The 17,600-nt window shown below is 39.0% G+C and carries 10 protein-coding genes; 2 read left to right on the top strand and 8 right to left on the bottom strand.

Annotated elements, in window-relative coordinates; translation table 11 throughout:
- Positions 1-239: 239 nt before the first annotated feature.
- Entirely contained in the window at positions 240-908 is a 669-nt protein-coding gene (locus H6G06_RS23595; RefSeq protein WP_190564502.1) for a DUF1614 domain-containing protein, read from the bottom strand.
- Between the two features lie 655 nt (positions 909-1,563).
- Between H6G06_RS23595 and H6G06_RS23590 the strand changes: the two genes are divergently transcribed.
- On the top strand, positions 1,564-2,679 hold the full coding sequence (locus H6G06_RS23590; RefSeq protein ID WP_190564501.1) for an AI-2E family transporter: 1,116 nt from the start codon (positions 1,564-1,566) through the stop codon (positions 2,677-2,679).
- A gap of 360 nt (positions 2,680-3,039) precedes the next feature.
- Complete coding sequence (locus tag H6G06_RS23585; RefSeq protein WP_190564500.1) at positions 3,040-4,377, top strand: Pvc16 family protein; 1,338 nt, start codon at positions 3,040-3,042, stop codon at positions 4,375-4,377.
- On the opposite strand, the gene H6G06_RS23580 is transcribed toward H6G06_RS23585, so the two are convergent.
- The 7 genes from H6G06_RS23580 to H6G06_RS23550 form a co-directional block, all read right to left on the bottom strand.
- Positions 4,378-5,778, bottom strand: a complete 1,401-nt coding sequence (locus H6G06_RS23580; RefSeq protein WP_190564499.1) for a hypothetical protein — start codon at positions 5,776-5,778, stop codon at positions 4,378-4,380.
- A 136-nt stretch (positions 5,779-5,914) separates the two neighbouring features.
- A complete protein-coding gene (locus tag H6G06_RS27100) occupies positions 5,915-7,096 on the bottom strand; it encodes an eCIS core domain-containing protein (protein WP_199306857.1) in 1,182 nt (393 codons plus the stop codon).
- 266 nt (positions 7,097-7,362) lie between these two features.
- Entirely contained in the window at positions 7,363-8,595 is a 1,233-nt protein-coding gene (locus tag H6G06_RS23570) for a hypothetical protein (protein ID WP_190564498.1), read from the bottom strand.
- Positions 8,596-8,893: 298 nt separating this feature from the next.
- Positions 8,894-10,099: a hypothetical protein gene (locus H6G06_RS23565; RefSeq protein WP_190564497.1), complete on the bottom strand. Its 1,206-nt coding sequence runs from the start codon at positions 10,097-10,099 to the stop codon at positions 8,894-8,896.
- 48 nt (positions 10,100-10,147) lie between these two features.
- On the bottom strand, positions 10,148-12,151 hold the full coding sequence (locus tag H6G06_RS23560) for an ATP-binding protein (RefSeq protein ID WP_190564496.1): 2,004 nt from the start codon (positions 12,149-12,151) through the stop codon (positions 10,148-10,150).
- Positions 12,152-12,300: 149 nt separating this feature from the next.
- Entirely contained in the window at positions 12,301-15,222 is a 2,922-nt protein-coding gene (locus tag H6G06_RS23555) for a hypothetical protein (protein WP_190564495.1), read from the bottom strand.
- A complete protein-coding gene (locus H6G06_RS23550) occupies positions 15,206-17,572 on the bottom strand; it encodes a WD40 repeat domain-containing protein (protein ID WP_190564494.1) in 2,367 nt (788 codons plus the stop codon). The genes H6G06_RS23555 and H6G06_RS23550 overlap by 17 nt, the downstream gene beginning before the upstream one ends.
- Between the last annotated feature and the right edge of the window lie 28 nt (positions 17,573-17,600).

The raw sequence follows: 17,600 nt of genomic DNA, 5'->3' as shown, positions 1-17,600 counted from the left end.
TACCTCAATCAAATTTTGTCATTAGTTATTAGTCATTAGTCATTGGCTTATTAACCTTCCCTATTCCCTATTCCCTGTTCCCTGTTCCCTGTTCCCTGGCGTTTTCATCTGGTTATTATTATTAGTTTCTACAGGCATTTTCATTTACCTCAATCAAATTTTGTCATTAGTTATTAGTCATTAGTCATTGGCTTATTAACCTTCCCTGTTCCCTGTTCCCTGTTCCCTGTTCCCTATTTTCAACTTAATAACAAAGCAAATAATCCACACAAAGCAATGCCATCAAACACACCAGCACCACCAATACTCAATACCCCCTCACTCATGGCTTGAATGTCTTTGAGATGTAGTAAATCAGCACCAATGACAGTACCGAGAACACCACCTGCAAATGCTACTGGAGCCGCATGAGGTGAGGCTATTACCATTGCCGATACCGCCGCAGTCAGCGGTGCAAGCATCGGATTCATTTGAATCCCAATTCCTGGTACTACCCGCGCTGCAAAGTAACTGACAATAGTCACAATGGCAGTAACCAACAGAATTGCCAGCGCATTTCCCTGAGAAAATTGGTATAATGCCAAGATTACAGGTATTAATCCACCACCCACATTCAGGGCTACTACGGTATAACGCTGCATTTTCCTTAAGGGAATTCCCCAAAATTCCCTTAACCACAGTGCTGCAAATTCATCCGCTAATTGCACTGGAGTTTCTAAGCGGTAGATAGGAATATTGATTGTGCTAGTAATAATTACTAGCAGCAATAATAAAAAGGCAATGTTAGGAGAAAACCCCAACTTGGCTACCGCAATTTCCACCACGTCTACTGCGACAGCAAACCAAATAAATGGCAGCAGCAGTAACAAAACTACAAATAACAGTAATGAAACTGGTAGATAGATCATGGGGATGAGAAAAAAATAGAATGATTTGGGAACGAAAAGCATCACATCCAGTCTGGGGAAAATCTCCAATTAATAGAAAATGCTTTTATTCCAGCATTTGGCAATCATAAATTTAAAGTATGGTTACAGTTACAGGGGCTGAATGTGGACAAGTAAAGTTTTGTATCTGATATCTATTGTAGAGACTCGATAGTGAAGTCTAAATTCGTGTATACCCCACCAAAAAAATGTGTATTACCGCACTTTTATGAAAAATCAAATCTTGTTCTTGCTGAAGCTACTTCTGCTCTCAACTTTAATCTCGTTTTTGATTAAGTATGCAGGACCCATGTTTTTGATTCCATTAACGTCAACAAACGCGCTAATTCTAGTTTTGTTACCTACTATAATTATGATAACTGTCTTACTTTGGAGAATTCCAGCACAGAAACCAAATTAACTGCACGTCTCTGGGTAGAACCTTTAAAATTAGCTAACCTGCATAGCTAAACAGGACTTACGCAACTTGCATATTAGTAGGGTGCGTCAGATGTCAAAAATCGGTTTATGGACAGGATTTATGTAGTCTGATGAACCCTAGTAGAGATGTTTGATGTGACACTGGCGTAAGTCCTAGCTAAACAATTTCATCTCACCAAGCTTTGGGAGTTAGTCTGTGAAACTGGGTCAATGGATTGGTTTAATCGCCTTAGTTATATCTTTATATATATTGTGGCAACTGCGGGAAGTGCTGTTACTGATATTTGCTGCTGTTGTCTTAGCAACTACCTTAAATCGGTTAGCACGCAGTTTCCAAAGCTTGGGGATGAAACGTGGATTAGCTGTTTTTCTGTCAGTGAGTATCTTTTTCGCTGGTGTTATCGGCTTCTTCTGGCTAATTGTGCCACCTTTTACTCAACAATTTCAAGAACTCACCTTACGAGTTCCCCAAGGTTTTGAACGCATTAATACTTGGATTGACGAACAAAGAACTCATATCCCTGAGCAATTAGTACCATTTATACCGGATATAAACAGCTTAATCGCGGAAATACAACCCTTATTCAATCGGGTATTAGGAAACTCTTTTGCTTTTGTTTCTGGCTCTTTGGTAATAGTCCTAAACATTTTATTAGTTTTAGTTTTGACGGGGATGTTTTTAGCTAATCCTGATGCTTATCGAAAAGTATTTGTACGGCTATTTCCGTCATTTTATCGACGACGAGTAGAGGGAATTTTAGTTCAGTGTGCAATTTCCCTAGAAAGATGGGTAACAGGGGCTTTTATTGCTGTCTTGGTGGTGGGCTTGATGAGCTTGCTGGGCTTGTCAATTTTGGGTGTTAATGCAGCTTTGGCACTAGGAGTTTTGGCGGGATTTATGAATTTAATTCCGAATTTAGGTCCGACTATGAGTGTAGTTCCAGCCATGGCGATCGCTCTTTTAGATTCTCCCTGGAAACCTGTTGCTGTCTTGGTTCTCTACTTTTTTATTCAACAAGCTGAGAGTAATTTTATCACGCCGATAGTCATGGCACATCAGGTATCTTTACTACCAGCAGTAACATTAATTTCTCAGCTATTTTTTGTGACTTTCTTTGGCTTTTTAGGACTATTTTTGGCGCTACCTTTAACTGTCGTCGCTAAAATTTGGGTACAAGAAGTATTAGTTAAAGATGTGTTAGATGAATGGCGGCATAATCATCAAGTAGATAATGAATTGGTGATGGTTGCAGAATCTACTGATAATGGTGAAATTGAAGAAGTAGAAATTACAGCACAGGATGACAATTAATTCCAATCTATAGTGATCCGATTTGATTTATGTCCGCGTAGCGTGGCGTTAGCCATATTTTTCGTAGAGGCAGGGAACAGGGAACAGGTAAGAAGAGTTTCCGTGTGTACTGAGTCTTGTTCAAAAATCAAATAGTAGTCCTATAGTAAATTCTAGTAGGGTGGGTAATGAATGCCCACCAGACTTGATTGAGAATGGTGCAAGATACAGGATAAGGGGCGTTGTAGTCCGAGAAAGTCGGGGTTATTCCCGGCAAACTAATGGCATGAGACATTTGTCTATGCTTTTTGGAACTATATAAGCAGGATTTTTATATCCTATATAACCTGGCTGACCATATAGCCATCAACGCCAAAGATTATGAGTAATTACCTAGCGATCGCCACTGTAACCGCAACTTTACGCAGGATTATACAGTCTACCATCCAAGTAGATGTACCTGGAGCAAGAGTAACCACGGTACGCCCTGAAACTTCTGGCAGTAAAACCCCGGAGGTGGGAGTAAATATTTTTTTGTACCAAGCTACTCCCAACCCTGCTTGGCGAAATCATGATTTACGTAGCCGTCGTCCAAAAGGAGAATTAATTAAACAGGCACAAGCTGGATTAGACCTATATTATTTAATGAGTTTTTATGGTAATGAGGTGGAATTAGAACCACAACGCCTACTAGGTAGCACCGTCCGCACCATTGTTGACTATCCCATCATCACACCGGAGATGATTCGGGAGACAGTCAATAACCCAACTTATAGTTATTTGGCAGATTCAACCCTAGAGCAACAAGTGGAAAGAGTGGTAATTCTGCCCAGTATGATGGATATCGAAGAATTATCAAAAGTTTGGTCAGTATTATTTCAGACTCCCTATGCTTTATCTTTTGCTTGCCAAGCTAGTGCAGTGTTAATAGAAGGTAATAAAACCAGTGGTAGAGCCTTACCCGTGCGTCGGGTGGAATTTTACACAACTCCCAACCAGCCGCAAATTACTCAAGTGGCATCAGAAGTGGGAACAAATCAACCAATTTTAACTAGTAGTAATATTATTATTCGTGGTCAGTATTTAGACGGTGATAATGATTCGGTTTCACTACGGGAAACTTCTAGACAAACAATGCGGGAATCAGTTTCTCAGGCGCTGCGCGATCGCATTCAAATCAGAATCGGTGATGCCAAACTTATACCATCAAAGATCAGTGAAAACGAAATCCGTTTAGAATTATCTGCTTTACCAACAGAGCAAGTTCGTTACCTCAGAGCCGGGGTACAAAGCCTACAAATATTACATACAATTCCCAAAAGGTTACGATTTGAACCAGAACTAGCAATTGGTTCTAATGTCATGCCCTTTGTTTTGTGTCCCACATTGATGGAAATAGAAGTACAAGAACTAGAAGATAACCGCGATGGATTTTATACAGCTAAACTTAGAGTGGAAGTTGATTTGATTGTTGGTACTGGACAACGAGTGTTAATGTTCTTAAACGAGCGAGCATCAAATCCTGCATCATATATCTTTATTGCCAAGTCTCGCAGTGAAGAAACAAATGAGGTGATATTCCCTATCTATGAAGTTAAAGGGGGACAATATTTAGTGCGAGTGCAAATAGATGGTGCGGAAAGTCCCTTAGAGGTAGATACAAATCCCGACAGCAATACATTAGAGCAGTATGTTAGCCCGATAGTATTGATTGGGTAGTTAGTCTCTCCTCTGCTTCTTATTTGTCGTCATATCCGTATTTAATGACCTCTTCTTCAAATTTGCTTGCCTCTTGGAGTTTGGTCTAATCATGGTTCGCGGATTGCTTATTGCCCTGTATAGTCGGCGATTTGGACTGGTTGTAACCGCTTTTTCATTATTTTGCTTCATAGCATCCAGTGTCATTGGAGAATCTGGTAAGGATGCCTGTGACCTTGGTAGACCAGAATCGAGATCACCTGGCTTACTGCGGTTGAACCGCTCATTTATCGCGTTATCCGCTGTTTTATGAGATGAAATCATCTGTTGCATACCATCTGACAAGAGGTTGCCATAACCTTCTTGCTTCATATCGTAAGCTGTCCGTATCTTCAACATTTCTCTTTCATTATGTGCCTCTACAATAGCTTTATGGAATTGGGGACTCCATTCCTTGTTTCCCATTGAGCCTGACTGCGTTAGTTGACCATATTTTGCATGATGTATTTCGTTGTTCAGAGATGTTGGGTTAGCTTTTACTAGTTGCGGATGTGGTTGGCTCATCGAGTTGATAGTCCCTATGTTTCCCTGCATCGACACTTTTTTTGCGGTCTTATTCAGGGGGTCTTTTTTGTTTCTTGAGTCTTTGAACTCGTTCATAACCCAAGCCGCACGTTGCTTATCTCTCTTGCCATGCTCTTGCGGTACTCCTTTTCTAAAATCTTGTTTGTCTTTGCTTAAAGCTCCTGGGTGTCCTGCCAGACTTTCATTATTTTCTGTTATCCACATGAGATGGTTTACATGGCTTCTCTCTTCCGAAACCTTCCCTACAAAATTGTGGATATCTTGTTGTGAGTGTTGTGGAGTTTCTTTTTGGATCTGATCCCTCATCTTGGCAGTTGAGGCCGTGCTTACTCTCTCATCCATCCCCGCTCCACCGGAATTTGGCAAGTATTGAATTTGTGGTTCTCTATATGCTGATTTAAACTTTTCAGACTCACTATGCTTTGCGGAGACTTTTTTTCCAAAATCGGAGTCATGCAGCTCCGTGATTACCAAGTTTGGCGATCCGGTTTTCCCAAATGCTCGTGATCCCAGGTGTGTTTGCCGGTAATTAGTTCTTCTTTTTTGCGTTCCTCCATTCATCATTTGAATAACTTCAGTATTGCTACTTTTGCCAGCGTTCATTGGCTGTAACACTGCTGAAGTTGAAATACCTGTAGGTTGTGTTTGAATTAAGTGATGTCCGTAACGCTCTGCCCGCATCAAAGATGTCTTCAAGTCAGTCTGCTGTGAATTTCCTCTTGTTTGCTGCTGCACCACAAACAAAGGCGACTGAAACATTCCTCCAGATGAAGCAATTGACAAAGCCGATGTTTGTTTCTGGGTCTTGTTCGATTGGGTACGTTGTCGGTTAATCATAAATATATCCTTATGCTTAGGTAGAACAATATACAGCAAGTTTCATTTGAGTGAAGTAGACAAGGGCAGGCAGGATGCCCACCCCACAAGATTGAAGAATTTATTGGTTGAAAATCCCTCAGTTGCAGATCAGGTGTTATTTCTGACCGCCACCCATGAGACCACCAGCCAGACCGGAAGCAGCACCGCCTAACACTCCACCGAGCATTCCACCGGGACCGCCACCACCTGCTAAACCACCAGCCAGACCGGAAGCAGCACCGCCTAACACTCCACCGAGCATTCCACCGGGACCGCCACCACCTGCTAAACCACCAGCCAGACCGGAAGCAGCACCGCCTAATACTCCACCGAGCATTCCACCGGGACCGCCACCACCTGCTAGACCGCCAGCCAGACCGGAAGCAGCACCGCCTAATACTCCACCGAGCAGACCACCAGGACCACCGCCACCTGCTAAACCACCCATCAGACCGGAAGCAGCACCACCTAATGCACTACCTAGACCACCCATTAACATGGGTAGAAAGAACTGAACCGGTTGAGTGCTGTTTTGCACTGGGGAGATAGTTGTCATCATTCCAGCACTTCCTCCTCCGGGAACTTGAGCGACTTCACCCCGTGCGGCTTTTGCTCCCATTTCATCTGCTTCATTCTCTAGGGATGGGTCAGCATTGATGGGAGCGCCTTTAGTTTGGGTAGGTACTGCCACTCGTCCGGCTCGTTGCTGGACAACATGAGTGAGTTCATGTCCTAACAATGACTGTCCTGATTTACTTTGGGGGTTATATTGTCCGGGAGCAAAGTGAATGTTGCTTCCTTGGGTATAGGCTAAAGCTCCAATTGACTTGGCTTGGACGCTATCAGTGTGGACATTCACATCAGAGAAACTCGTCCCAAATGAGTTTTCCATTTTTGCCCTGACTCCTCCAGGAATGGAGTTACCACCAGTGGGAGTAGGGGAAGCTGCCTGACGCTCAATAGCTGGGCTTTGCTCAGACTTCATCTGCTCAGGTTCTTCTTTTTCTTCTTGACGCTGAATAGCAGGACTTTGCTCAGACTTCATTTGTTCAGGTTCTTCTTTTTCTTCTTGACGCTGAATAGTCTGATTTCCTACTTCTGCTGCTTTGGTTTGCATTGCGGTCATTTGGCTCATGTTATGACCAAAGCGTGTGGCTCGACTCAATTGAGTTTTTATGTCGGGAGAGGCTTTATCTGATTTTGACTGGACTGTAAAGCCAGGATTTGCAAACCCACTATGCGATGATTTCGCAGCGGCTATGTTTGCCATCGGTTTTTTTTGAATTTGTTTTTGCATATTGCTTAGTTACTGTTTTTCAGAGTGGTAATTTTTGTGATTTTTCAGAAATAAACAGAGGATTTTTACTGCTGTTTGAGGGTGAAAAGAGCATGAGGAACGGGGGGTTCTCTGGCTCTAATTAAGAATTGGTATTTGTTTTGAATATGGTGGGTTTGGTTGAGCGTGAACAATACCCAATTTTTTCTGTGGTATGAAGGCATTTAGTTAAAGGAAATATCGATGTTTTGGGAATGTTTGAATATTGAGTTGTTGGGTTTCATGCTTTAACCCAACCTACGGGCTATTTTTAGACTTCGGAGAATACCTCTGCCAAGATTTTGGATCTTGCTCCCAAGGCGCAGGGACTTCTTTGCCTCCTGGCTATTTTTAGACTTCGGAGAATACCTCTGCCAAGATTTTGGATCTTGCTCCCAAGGCGCAGGGACTTCTTTGCCTCCTTGCCAAAATTGCACACCTTTTTTGAAGAGTGGATCATGCCAATTTCTATATATAAATCTTAATTCGGATGCTGTTATATTTTGCTGTGAATCACCTGTTATAGGATCAACTTTCACTTCTGGCTGTTTGGTCTGGTAGTTTTGTTTATTAATTACTGCTTCTAGGTCTATGTCATCCAATATAAAATGCACTCTCTTTCCATGAGTCACTGCATACTCTATCCCAGCTTTGCATGATTTCTTGACCCTATCCCATTGTCTGTAAGGGCTAGATAATGCTTCACCTCTAACTATCTTATTTTTTGGACTATACTTTGGATGTTTCTCAAGCCATTCTTTGTACTCTAACGCCTCCAAACGTTGCTCTTGTGTTTTAGGTGGTGTCTTCTCCTCCCCATAACTTGCGCCTTTTTTCCATTTTTTAATGTCGTTGGCAGAATTTTGATCATTTTGTTTGGCGAGAGATCCCATTGTTTTGCTTATCCGACCTATTCCTTTAGTTCCAATAAACTGATTATTTAACTCATCTTGGACGGTCGCCATATTTCCGGCTTTTGGTTTAACAGCATCTTGTGGTCTTTGGTCCCGTAATCCGTATAGTTTATCACCTGGGTTAAAAGCTTCAACTAAATCATTCGGGTTATTTTTTGTTGCAGAAGTTTGGGATAGTTTATCCCCTGGGTTAAAAGCTGTGACTAGATCATTCGGGTTATTGTTTGTTGTAGAAGTTTGGGGCGGTATATTTTTCTTTCTTCTAAGAAATGGGAGTTTGGTAGAAAATTTTTTGCCTTTAGGCAAAAAATTACTTGCCTTCCAACGTTGTATTACAGGTTGCTTAGTCTGGTTATGATATTCTTTATTTGGTTCTGCTACCAAAGTGTTTTGAATGTGATGCCCATACCTTTCAGCCCGCATCAAAGAAGTCTTAACATCAGGCTTTTCTACCTTCCCCTGTACTGCAAACGATCGCCCCTCAAACATCCCTGGAAATGGAACACTTGATAAATCCGGTGTTTCTTCTCTTGTTCTTTTTTTGTGGGTACGGATACGGCTTTTCATAGGTTTATCCAGATTTGAAATAGAAGATTTAATTTTCTCTGATTACTTTCAATCTCAATGCGATAGCACGTCAGTTATTTTTGCTGTTTTTTTTGAATTTCCTGAAGTCAGTGGTAATATTTTGGGAATGTTTGAATATTGAGTTGTTGGGTTTCATGCTTTAACCCAACCTACGGGCTTTCAAGATTAGCTAACTGACAAGTCAGCGTTCACATGATCGCATTGAATAAGATGTTAAGCCTTTTCAAGGTAAAAATTCACAAAATTTGATGTCCTCAATAGATTTAATCAAAAAATTTTAAATGGATTTTCTTCTTCTTCTTTTCGCCAAATCGCGCTGTGCTTGCATATCTTCTTTAACATATTCCTCATCCAGCTTTAGGTCTACATTTTGAAGGCGAGGTTTAAAATCTCTAGGCTGATCTTGTATGCGTTGCTGGAGTTCATTTACTCGTGGCTGAGAATCGCTAGTTTGATCCCAAAGACCAATCACACCGTCTCCCTTACTTTGATTGGTATGCTTCGTAAAAGCATCATTTACCCACTTTTTATCCATTCCCTCTTGCTGCTGTCGTTTAACAGGGGTTTGTTTGTAGGAATTTGGCAATTCCTTCTGTGTAAGAGTTCCTTCTTCTAACAGTTGCTGACCTAAAAGTTGTTTTGTTGTTGGCTTTTTTGATTGGGGTGAGGTGAAGGGATCGAACTGCACTTTCTTTCCACTTGGCGTCTCCGACTGGAAGTCAATCTCAGCTGATGGTTGGTGCAGCTTATCCAAAGATAACCCAGTATCATGGGCAAATTTTGTGCCGACAGCAGCTTCTCGAACTCGATCCATCGTCACTTTGTTTTGCGAATCACTCGATGAACTCGCTTTAGCTGCATCTCCTTGACGAAGTTGATGTTCAAGATGACCTCCCTGTGTCAAGCTAGTTGGTAGCATCGGCATAATTCGTTCAACATCTGTAGTCTCGTTCGGTGTTTGGATTATTTTTTTGTGTTCTACCCCTCCTTTTACTTTTACCGATTCTTCTTTTTGGTTAGTTCCAAAGGCATGGTCGAAGTGACTAAAAGGAAAGCCAATTTTTGGGTCATTCCTGTGCGCTGGGTCAATATTTAGTGCTTCTCGCATTATGCCTAAGCTTTTTTGAAACTCTGGATTCTGTGCTGTTCGATCCATTTCGTGCCATGATTTTGGTCTTGGTTTCTTGTTTGGAGTTCTCTGAATGACTTGCTGCCCCTTATGTATTTGGGTCTCTTGTAACGTTTCGCTTCCCTTCTTAGACTGTATTGCTTTTGGTGTTGAGACACTTGGCAAGTGTATTTGACCAAGATGATGCCCATACCTCTCAGCCCGCATCAAAGAAGTCTTAAAATCAGGCTTTTCTACCTTCCCCTGTACTGCAAGCGATCGCCCCTCAAACATCCCCGAAGTTGGCGCTAAAGTTTCACCTTGAATTTTATTATTCTTAGTAAGTTGTCGGCTACCCATATACATATTCCTCACATCAATTTATTAATAGGTAAAACAAAAATTCACTGTCATAAAAATCAACTAAACCCAACCTTTAATCTCCGCATCCGTCAGCGCCCGTTCTAATTTTATATACTCACTCATCGTAGCTTGTAAAATGTGTTTCATTGTCACCACTTCCCCTGCATCAGCCGCTAAAAATGCTGTATTGAGGGCAATATTGCGAATATTTCCTCCTGCTACATTTAACTGTGCCAACCTCTGAAAATCCAATCCTTCCGTTGGTGTATCTTTGGGAAAAACCCTACGCCAAATTTCTGTCCTTGTGGCCGCATCGGGAAAGGGAAACTGCACCACAAAACGAATACGCCGCAAAAATGCTTGATCCAAAGAATCTTTAAGATTAGTGGTTAAAACCGACAACCCCCGATAAGTTTCCATACGTTGTAATAAATAACTTACTTCTACATTGGCATGACGATCATGGGAATCTTTCACTTCTGTACGTTTACCAAACAAAGCATCAGCTTCATCAAAAAGTAAAACAACTCCTCCTAATTCAGCCGCATCAAATACCCGACGCAGATTTTTTTCTGTTTCTCCTATATATTTACTCACTACTGCACTTAAATCAATGCGATATATATCTAGTCGTAATTCCCGCGCTAACACTTCTGCGGCTGTGGTTTTACCCGTACCACTAACACCAGCTAATAAAGAACTAATTCCCAAACCTCTACCACTTTTGCCACCAAAACCCCAGCGTTGATAAACTTTTGTCCTTTGTTGAACATGAGAAGCTATTTCTTTGAGAACTTTCATTTGTGGTTCTGGTAATACTAAATCATCCCAGTTGGCATTTGATTCAATTCTTTCTGCTAAGTCGTCTAATTTGGGTCTAGCTTGGGCGCGGCAGGTATCCCAAAGCAGTAAATTAAAATCTACATTATGTTGTGATTCTTGTGCCTGTTGCCACTCACTACGAACTTGAGAACAAGCGGCTTGAATGATGGGGGCGCTGAGATTAAATTGGGATACTAAGGTATCAACTTGATCGTTTAAAGATGGAGTGTTTGTTCCTAATGCTGCTTGCCAAACTTGATATTGTTCGTTGCTGGTAGGGCGTTCAATATCAAAGGCTAACATAGCTCTCAGTCTAGCACGTTTGCGATCGCTCGTTGTGATCATCACGGGAGAATGCAGCCATTCACACAAATGGGCAATAGCCGCTTCCCTGGCTGTATCTGCTGTCTCTAAATCATCACAATCTATTAACAATACACTGTTACTTAATGCCACTTCTCGCTCCCAAAGTAACTTAAACTGATTTAATTCAATGGGAGTAGTAGGTATACTATGGGCAGCAATAGTATATAAATTTTGTCCTAAATATTCACAAGCTAAAGCCGCAATGGGACGTTTACTGGCTACTTCTGTTCCACACAATTGTAATACAGGCAATTTTAATAAATCTGTAATTTCTACTGTCCAAGCAGCTACAATTTTTTCTACTAATTGTTGGTGAGATGGGACTAATTCTTCCACCACTTCTACAGGTTCTACCATCCCTAATAGTCGTGCATCTAGATGTTGTACACCCATTAAATAATGCAGTATTCTCTCATCAATTCTTAGAGGGCTATTCATTAACCCACTGCCAGAACTAACTTCAATTAATCGCCATTTCCGTAACATTCCACTGGGACTAAAAGCACTCCAGTGCAGATTTTCTAATACTGTTATTGCTAAACCAAAAGTAGGATAGGATTTTTCTGCATCCCCACAAGCTGCACCACAAAGCACCGCAAAACTCGCATCCAGTTCTACACCAGCGCACAACAATAGTAAATCGTGTTCAAAATCACTCAAATCAAAAATACCACAAAGTTCTTCTAACGCAGATGATTCGGAATCATAAATGGCATCTAGTGTGGAATTTTCTGATTTTGAATTTTCATCAATTAGGAATTCTTCCCCCAGCAAACTAGGATCAATATGCTGCACCAAAGCCTCTCGAATTTTACCTAGAGATGCTGTCAGATAAGCGTGATTATTAGCTTGCCAATTGTTTGCTGTTATGCTCATATTGTCTATGATGCTGGTTTTTTAACATGGATAAAAGTGGGAATTTAAACCGTAAGTATTCAGCTATAGCAATAGTTCACATCCAGATCCCCGACTTCTTTTATTTATTGTGTCCATAAATGATAAATGCATCTTAGAAGTCGGGGATCTTATCGCCTTAGCTGAACTGAATCATCTTGAATTTTAGACTCAATTCGTGGCAATTTATCTTCTACAGGTGTAGGAATTGGAGAAATAGTTACTGCTGGAGAAGGAGTTGGTGTTGGTGTAGGAATTGGAGAAATAGTTACTGCTGGAGAAGGAGTTGGTGTTGGTGTAGGAGTTGGTGAAATAGTTTCTGTTGGTGAAGAAGTTGGTGATGCTTTAGGAGTTGGTTTAGGAGTTGGGGAAATAGTTTCTGTTGGTGAAGAAGTTGGTGATGCTTTAGGAGTTGGTTTAGGAGTTGGGGAAATAGTTTCTGTTGGTTTAGAAGTTGGTGAAGCATTTGGGGAAGACGTTGGTGTTGGAGATGAAACTTTTGCTGGTGTTTTTTTTGCAGTATTACCAACACAAGATGATAATTTAGAGAGACTTGTCAATGGTCCTTCTACAGTTTCAATCATCACACCTTGAGTTTTTTGTTCACCAGCTTTATTCGTGACTTTTAATGTTAATAAATAAGTGCTAGGTCTTTGACTAACAGCCATAAGTAGAGAGTCTTGTTGTTTAGTCATATTTCCAAAAGGCAGCAATTCAACTTTAATATCTTCACCCTCTTGTACTTGCCAACCTACGGAAATTTGATTAGGAACTTTATCTTCACTAAGTTCACAAATAAAGCTGGGTGTGGTGGCAGCACTTTTACCATTGACTGTAAAAGAAATAATATTTACAGGTGTTGGTGGAATTGGTGGGGGTGGTGGAGTTGGTGTCTTCGGCAAAATTTTGATTTTAGCTGTTTCTTTGGTAATTTCTGGTGTTCCTTCTCCTATGTTAGGAATTGCTGTTAATTTAAAAGTATAGTTACCTGGTTGGACTACATTTGTAGGTATACTTTTACAAATAAGATTATTCTTGGTTAAAGCACAGAATTTAGTTAGTTCGTTAGGTAAGCTGTTATTTTTGATCAAATAACTGGTTTGAGGACTACCAATTGAACCGTCATCTGCAAAACCAATAATTTTTAATTCTTTGATTTTGTCGAAGTTACTAATTTGCCAATTCAGCAGAATAGGTGGTGATTTTAAGACGGTTGGTAATTCAGAAATGTTTTGTATTGGTGAAGCAGCAATTAAAGCTTTTATTAATTCTGTATTAACTTCTTGATAAGCAGAAACTGTGGAAGATAATTCTGTGATTATTGGTAGAATTGTCGGCTTAATAATGAAGCTATCTGTAATTTGTGTTGAGGCAATTTGCTGTAAATTTTGTTTAGGAAATACTTCTACTTTAAACGTGTAGGTTCCTGCTTTTTGATTGTTGGGAATTTTCAATTGGCATTTTAAAATATTTATATTTGATGGTGATTTTGATGGAGATGTGGAATTCTCTTGTATAAAAGGTAATTTTAAACCAGTTCCAGATGTTAAAGAATTATTTGATTTTTGTTTATTCCCCGTTGAGTCTTGATGATTACTCAATTTACACGTGCCATTCTCTATCTTGAATGGCTTATTTAACTGCTTGGGAAATTTATCTGATTCTAATAAGACATTTTTTCTATCAATTTCTACATTACTTTGTAAACGAATTATGGCAAACTTGCTTACTTGTTCTGGATGTTTAATATATAAGTCAACCGGAATATCTTTTTCCTTATATTCTTGATATTCATTGAGTGTTGTTTCGACTTTAAGCACTTCAGGAGAGGGTTTCTGACTGTTGAGATATTTCAACAAAAAGAATATGCCTATGGAAGCTATCAAACCTAAACAAAACAGGAATATTAGCCATAATAACCAAGCTGGGCGGGGTTCCCATACTAAAGTTCCTTGGGGTAGTTGTTTAGGTATTGCTAAATCAGGAATTTCCCCGGTTTGTGTTGGCGTGTTTTCTAATTCAATATCAAAATTAAAGGTTAAATCTTTTTTCCAAAAATTGCGTCGCCACCATTTTTTAGGTTTTGCTTTTAAGAAAACCGTTTGCAGTTCTCCTGGTGCAAGTTGTACTTGAGAAGGTTCTAATTGATAACTAAAAATTTCCTCTAATTCATTAACAAAAATGCTAATTTCTCGCCTAATATTACCATGATTAATTATCTCAATTTCAAACTCTCCAGCTTCTAAGGGTACTTTGCGTTCTAAAGGAAGTAGTTCTAGACTTAATCTATCGTCAGGTAAAATCTGCAAATACACCACATCCAACAACACTAAATCTTCTGTGTTGCTAGAAACCAAGTTAATGGTTGGAAAATAATTGCCTGCTGGTGTGTATTGTGGTGGATGCAAAATTAAAGTGATTTCACCAGCATTACCAGGATTGAGTTCTAAACCATCAGTTTCTTTAACTAATCCTGGAAGATTTAAGCTACTTTCGGGATATGATACTGTATACCATTGTTTAACTAATTCTGAACAATTTAAATAATAACGATCTACTCTTTTAGAACGATTTTCAACTTTAATTTTTAGTTCTAATTTTTCTCCAGCTTGGAGAGGTAAAGGGTTAGCAGAAGCGGTAATAGGCTGTATACTATAGGCTGGTTCATTACCAAATTCAGCATCTTGATTTGAAGGTAAAATCCGCAGTTGCTGAGGACGACGAAATATTTTACCAGGGTATTGAGATGCAGCCTCAACTAGAATTTCATAATTATATATGTCTGGAATTGCTTCCTGAGGTATTTGAAAATTAAATGTTATTTGTTTAGATTCTTTAGCATTGATACTTAAAGGATTTTTTTCACTAAAAGTACACCATCTTAATAGAGAATCAGATTTATTATCAGTAGCAGCTATCCAAATATCAACGTCTGCTTTGATATCACCAATATTTTTGATAATGATGGTGCGTTTGATAGTAGAACCACGTCTAATATCATTACCATTTCCAGGAATTTCTTCTATAAAGAGTGGGTTATTTACTACGGTCATTGTCTTTGTTCTCGTTAACGCGATATAGATTCACATTGTAGTTATCATCTCCACTGGTGATGAGAAGATAACCTTGTAAAGCTTTGATATCTACACTATTGATTTTGGCATTCGATTTTGCAACAATTTGTCCTGTATTCAGCGATTTATTCTGTTCTTTATTTGCTGTTAAATCCCAAAGCATAATTTTGCCATCATCACCTCCAGTTGCTAAGTAATTTCCATCTTCTGTTAAAGCTACTGAACGTACAGGTTGATTTCCATGACCATCATTTTTTTGATCCATAATTGCATTGTTACATGATGTAATTGCAAATGAATTTATTTGATTTGTTTTTGGCGAAACCTGGTTAATGTCTCGATTAATGTTTCTTCGACGACGAGATGTTTGCAAAACGGGATTTTGTTTATTTTGAGAAGATAATGGTTGACTGGTTTTGAGACATTTATATATTTCTTTAATGCTCCATAAAGTAATATAACCTTGATTATCAGAACTCGCTAAGATATCACCAGATGTTGCTAAACTTGTGATATAATGTTGCTGTCCAAATACTGGCTTATCTCCTCTTTTCTCCCAGTCTTGCCATAGATATTTAAGTTCATATTTATTTTTATTATTCCAATCCCATACTACAAATTGATTGAACTGACCGGCTACAAAAATTAGAGGATTATTTTGTACTGTCTCATTAATAGTTAGCCCGGAAATTGTAAACTTAACATTGACATAACCTTGTGGTAATGGGTTTTGAATATATTTGATTCTTTCCAAATCCCAAATATTCACAAGTCCACTACCATGACCACTAAAAAGGTAACGACCATTTTGAGTAAATACTAGATCAAAAACACGGTTATCTTTATCATTACTTAAGCTTTTGATTTCTGTATTTTTGGAAATATCCCACAACTTTACTTCACCATTTTCTAAACCAACTGCTATTCTGTCATTATCTTTGGGACTTTGACGAATTACACGGACTGCTTTTTGAGTTTGGTTTTTTCCTGCTATCAAAGGTTGTTTATGTTTCAGACGAAAGATGTTGAGCAAAAAAGGGTTATCATCAACTTGCCAACGTCGTATAGTCTGATCGCTAGAACCGCTAAATACAAGGTTTCCATTGCCAAATAAACGCACAGAATTAACATTCCCTGTATGATAAGCTTTGGGAATTAGGAAATATAATATCAACATCAGAAAAAGTATACTTCCTCCCAAGAATTGCAGAAAAAAAGGAATAATTGGTAAAACCTTTAATGTCAATATTTGGGTATTGGGGCTAGGAAAAATTTCCGTGCTAGGTTTTCCCGAACTGGGATGAATTAAACTTGTTGAGACTTCAAATAATAATGTTTTTCTGAAACCAAATAAATGGCGTTTCTTTTTGGCTAATAACTGCATAGTTTTAGCTTCTCCTGGAACTAAATTTATGCATTCAGGAATTGTTTGAAAAGTACATTTTTCGATTTTGATTTCTGGAATATCAACCTTTACTTGTTGGGGTAAATTGCTAGAATTATTAAATAATAGTTCATAAGTTGCTAAGTGGGAATTCTTTCTTCCTTTGCCAGGTATTGTTTTTTCCTTATCTTCACAAATACATTGTACAACTCCATCAGGAATAACTTTTAAACTTCCCTGTTCTCTCGTAGTATATTGACTAGTACTTGATTGGGCAGTAATTGTAAATGTATATTCTTTACTCAACGTATCCTGTGGTGGTTGACACAAAAAACGAGTTTTCTGCACATCTCCTGGTTCTAGAATAAATGTACGTTGAGTTTTTTGGTTTAACCAATCTGGATCATACAGCAACCAATCTGGATCTAATCCTGCACAAGTCAGAGTTATTTCTGAAAATTTTGAACTTAAATTATAGACAATGACAGGAATTTCAATTAGTTCTTGTGGTTTAGCTTTGAGTTCTTTAACTGGTAATTCTAACCGCAATGTTCTCAAAGGCTTTTTAATAGTTAATCTGAGTTTTTGACTCGTATATAATTGCTCATATTCGACTGAAATAACTTTTAAGATTAGGTCAATGGTAGTGTCGTAAGCTGGAATGGGAACTTTGGTAATTTCGACATGAAAAGTTGTTTGACTACCTGGTGGTTTTTTCGCACAAATTTCTGGCTGTACCCTATACCATTTAATCTGGTTATTCTCATCTAAACCAGGTGTTGAAAGTTCTATTTGAAAACTGGCAAATTTATCACTTTCGTTGACGACTATAACATCAAATTCGTTTTCGTCTTTGATGTTTAAATCGTATCCAGATCCTGAGTGACCATCTGGTGTAAATTCCAGATTTTTTTTGGAAACTATAACTTTTACATTACCTGCCATAATTAAAGATAAAAAAGGGAATAAATTT

It is taken from the genome of Anabaena sphaerica FACHB-251 (assembly GCF_014696825.1).
GTDB lineage: Bacteria > Cyanobacteriota > Cyanobacteriia > Cyanobacteriales > Nostocaceae > RDYJ01.
Note: the sequence above shows the minus strand (reverse complement) of the source record. Positions and strands in the feature narration are given on the sequence as shown.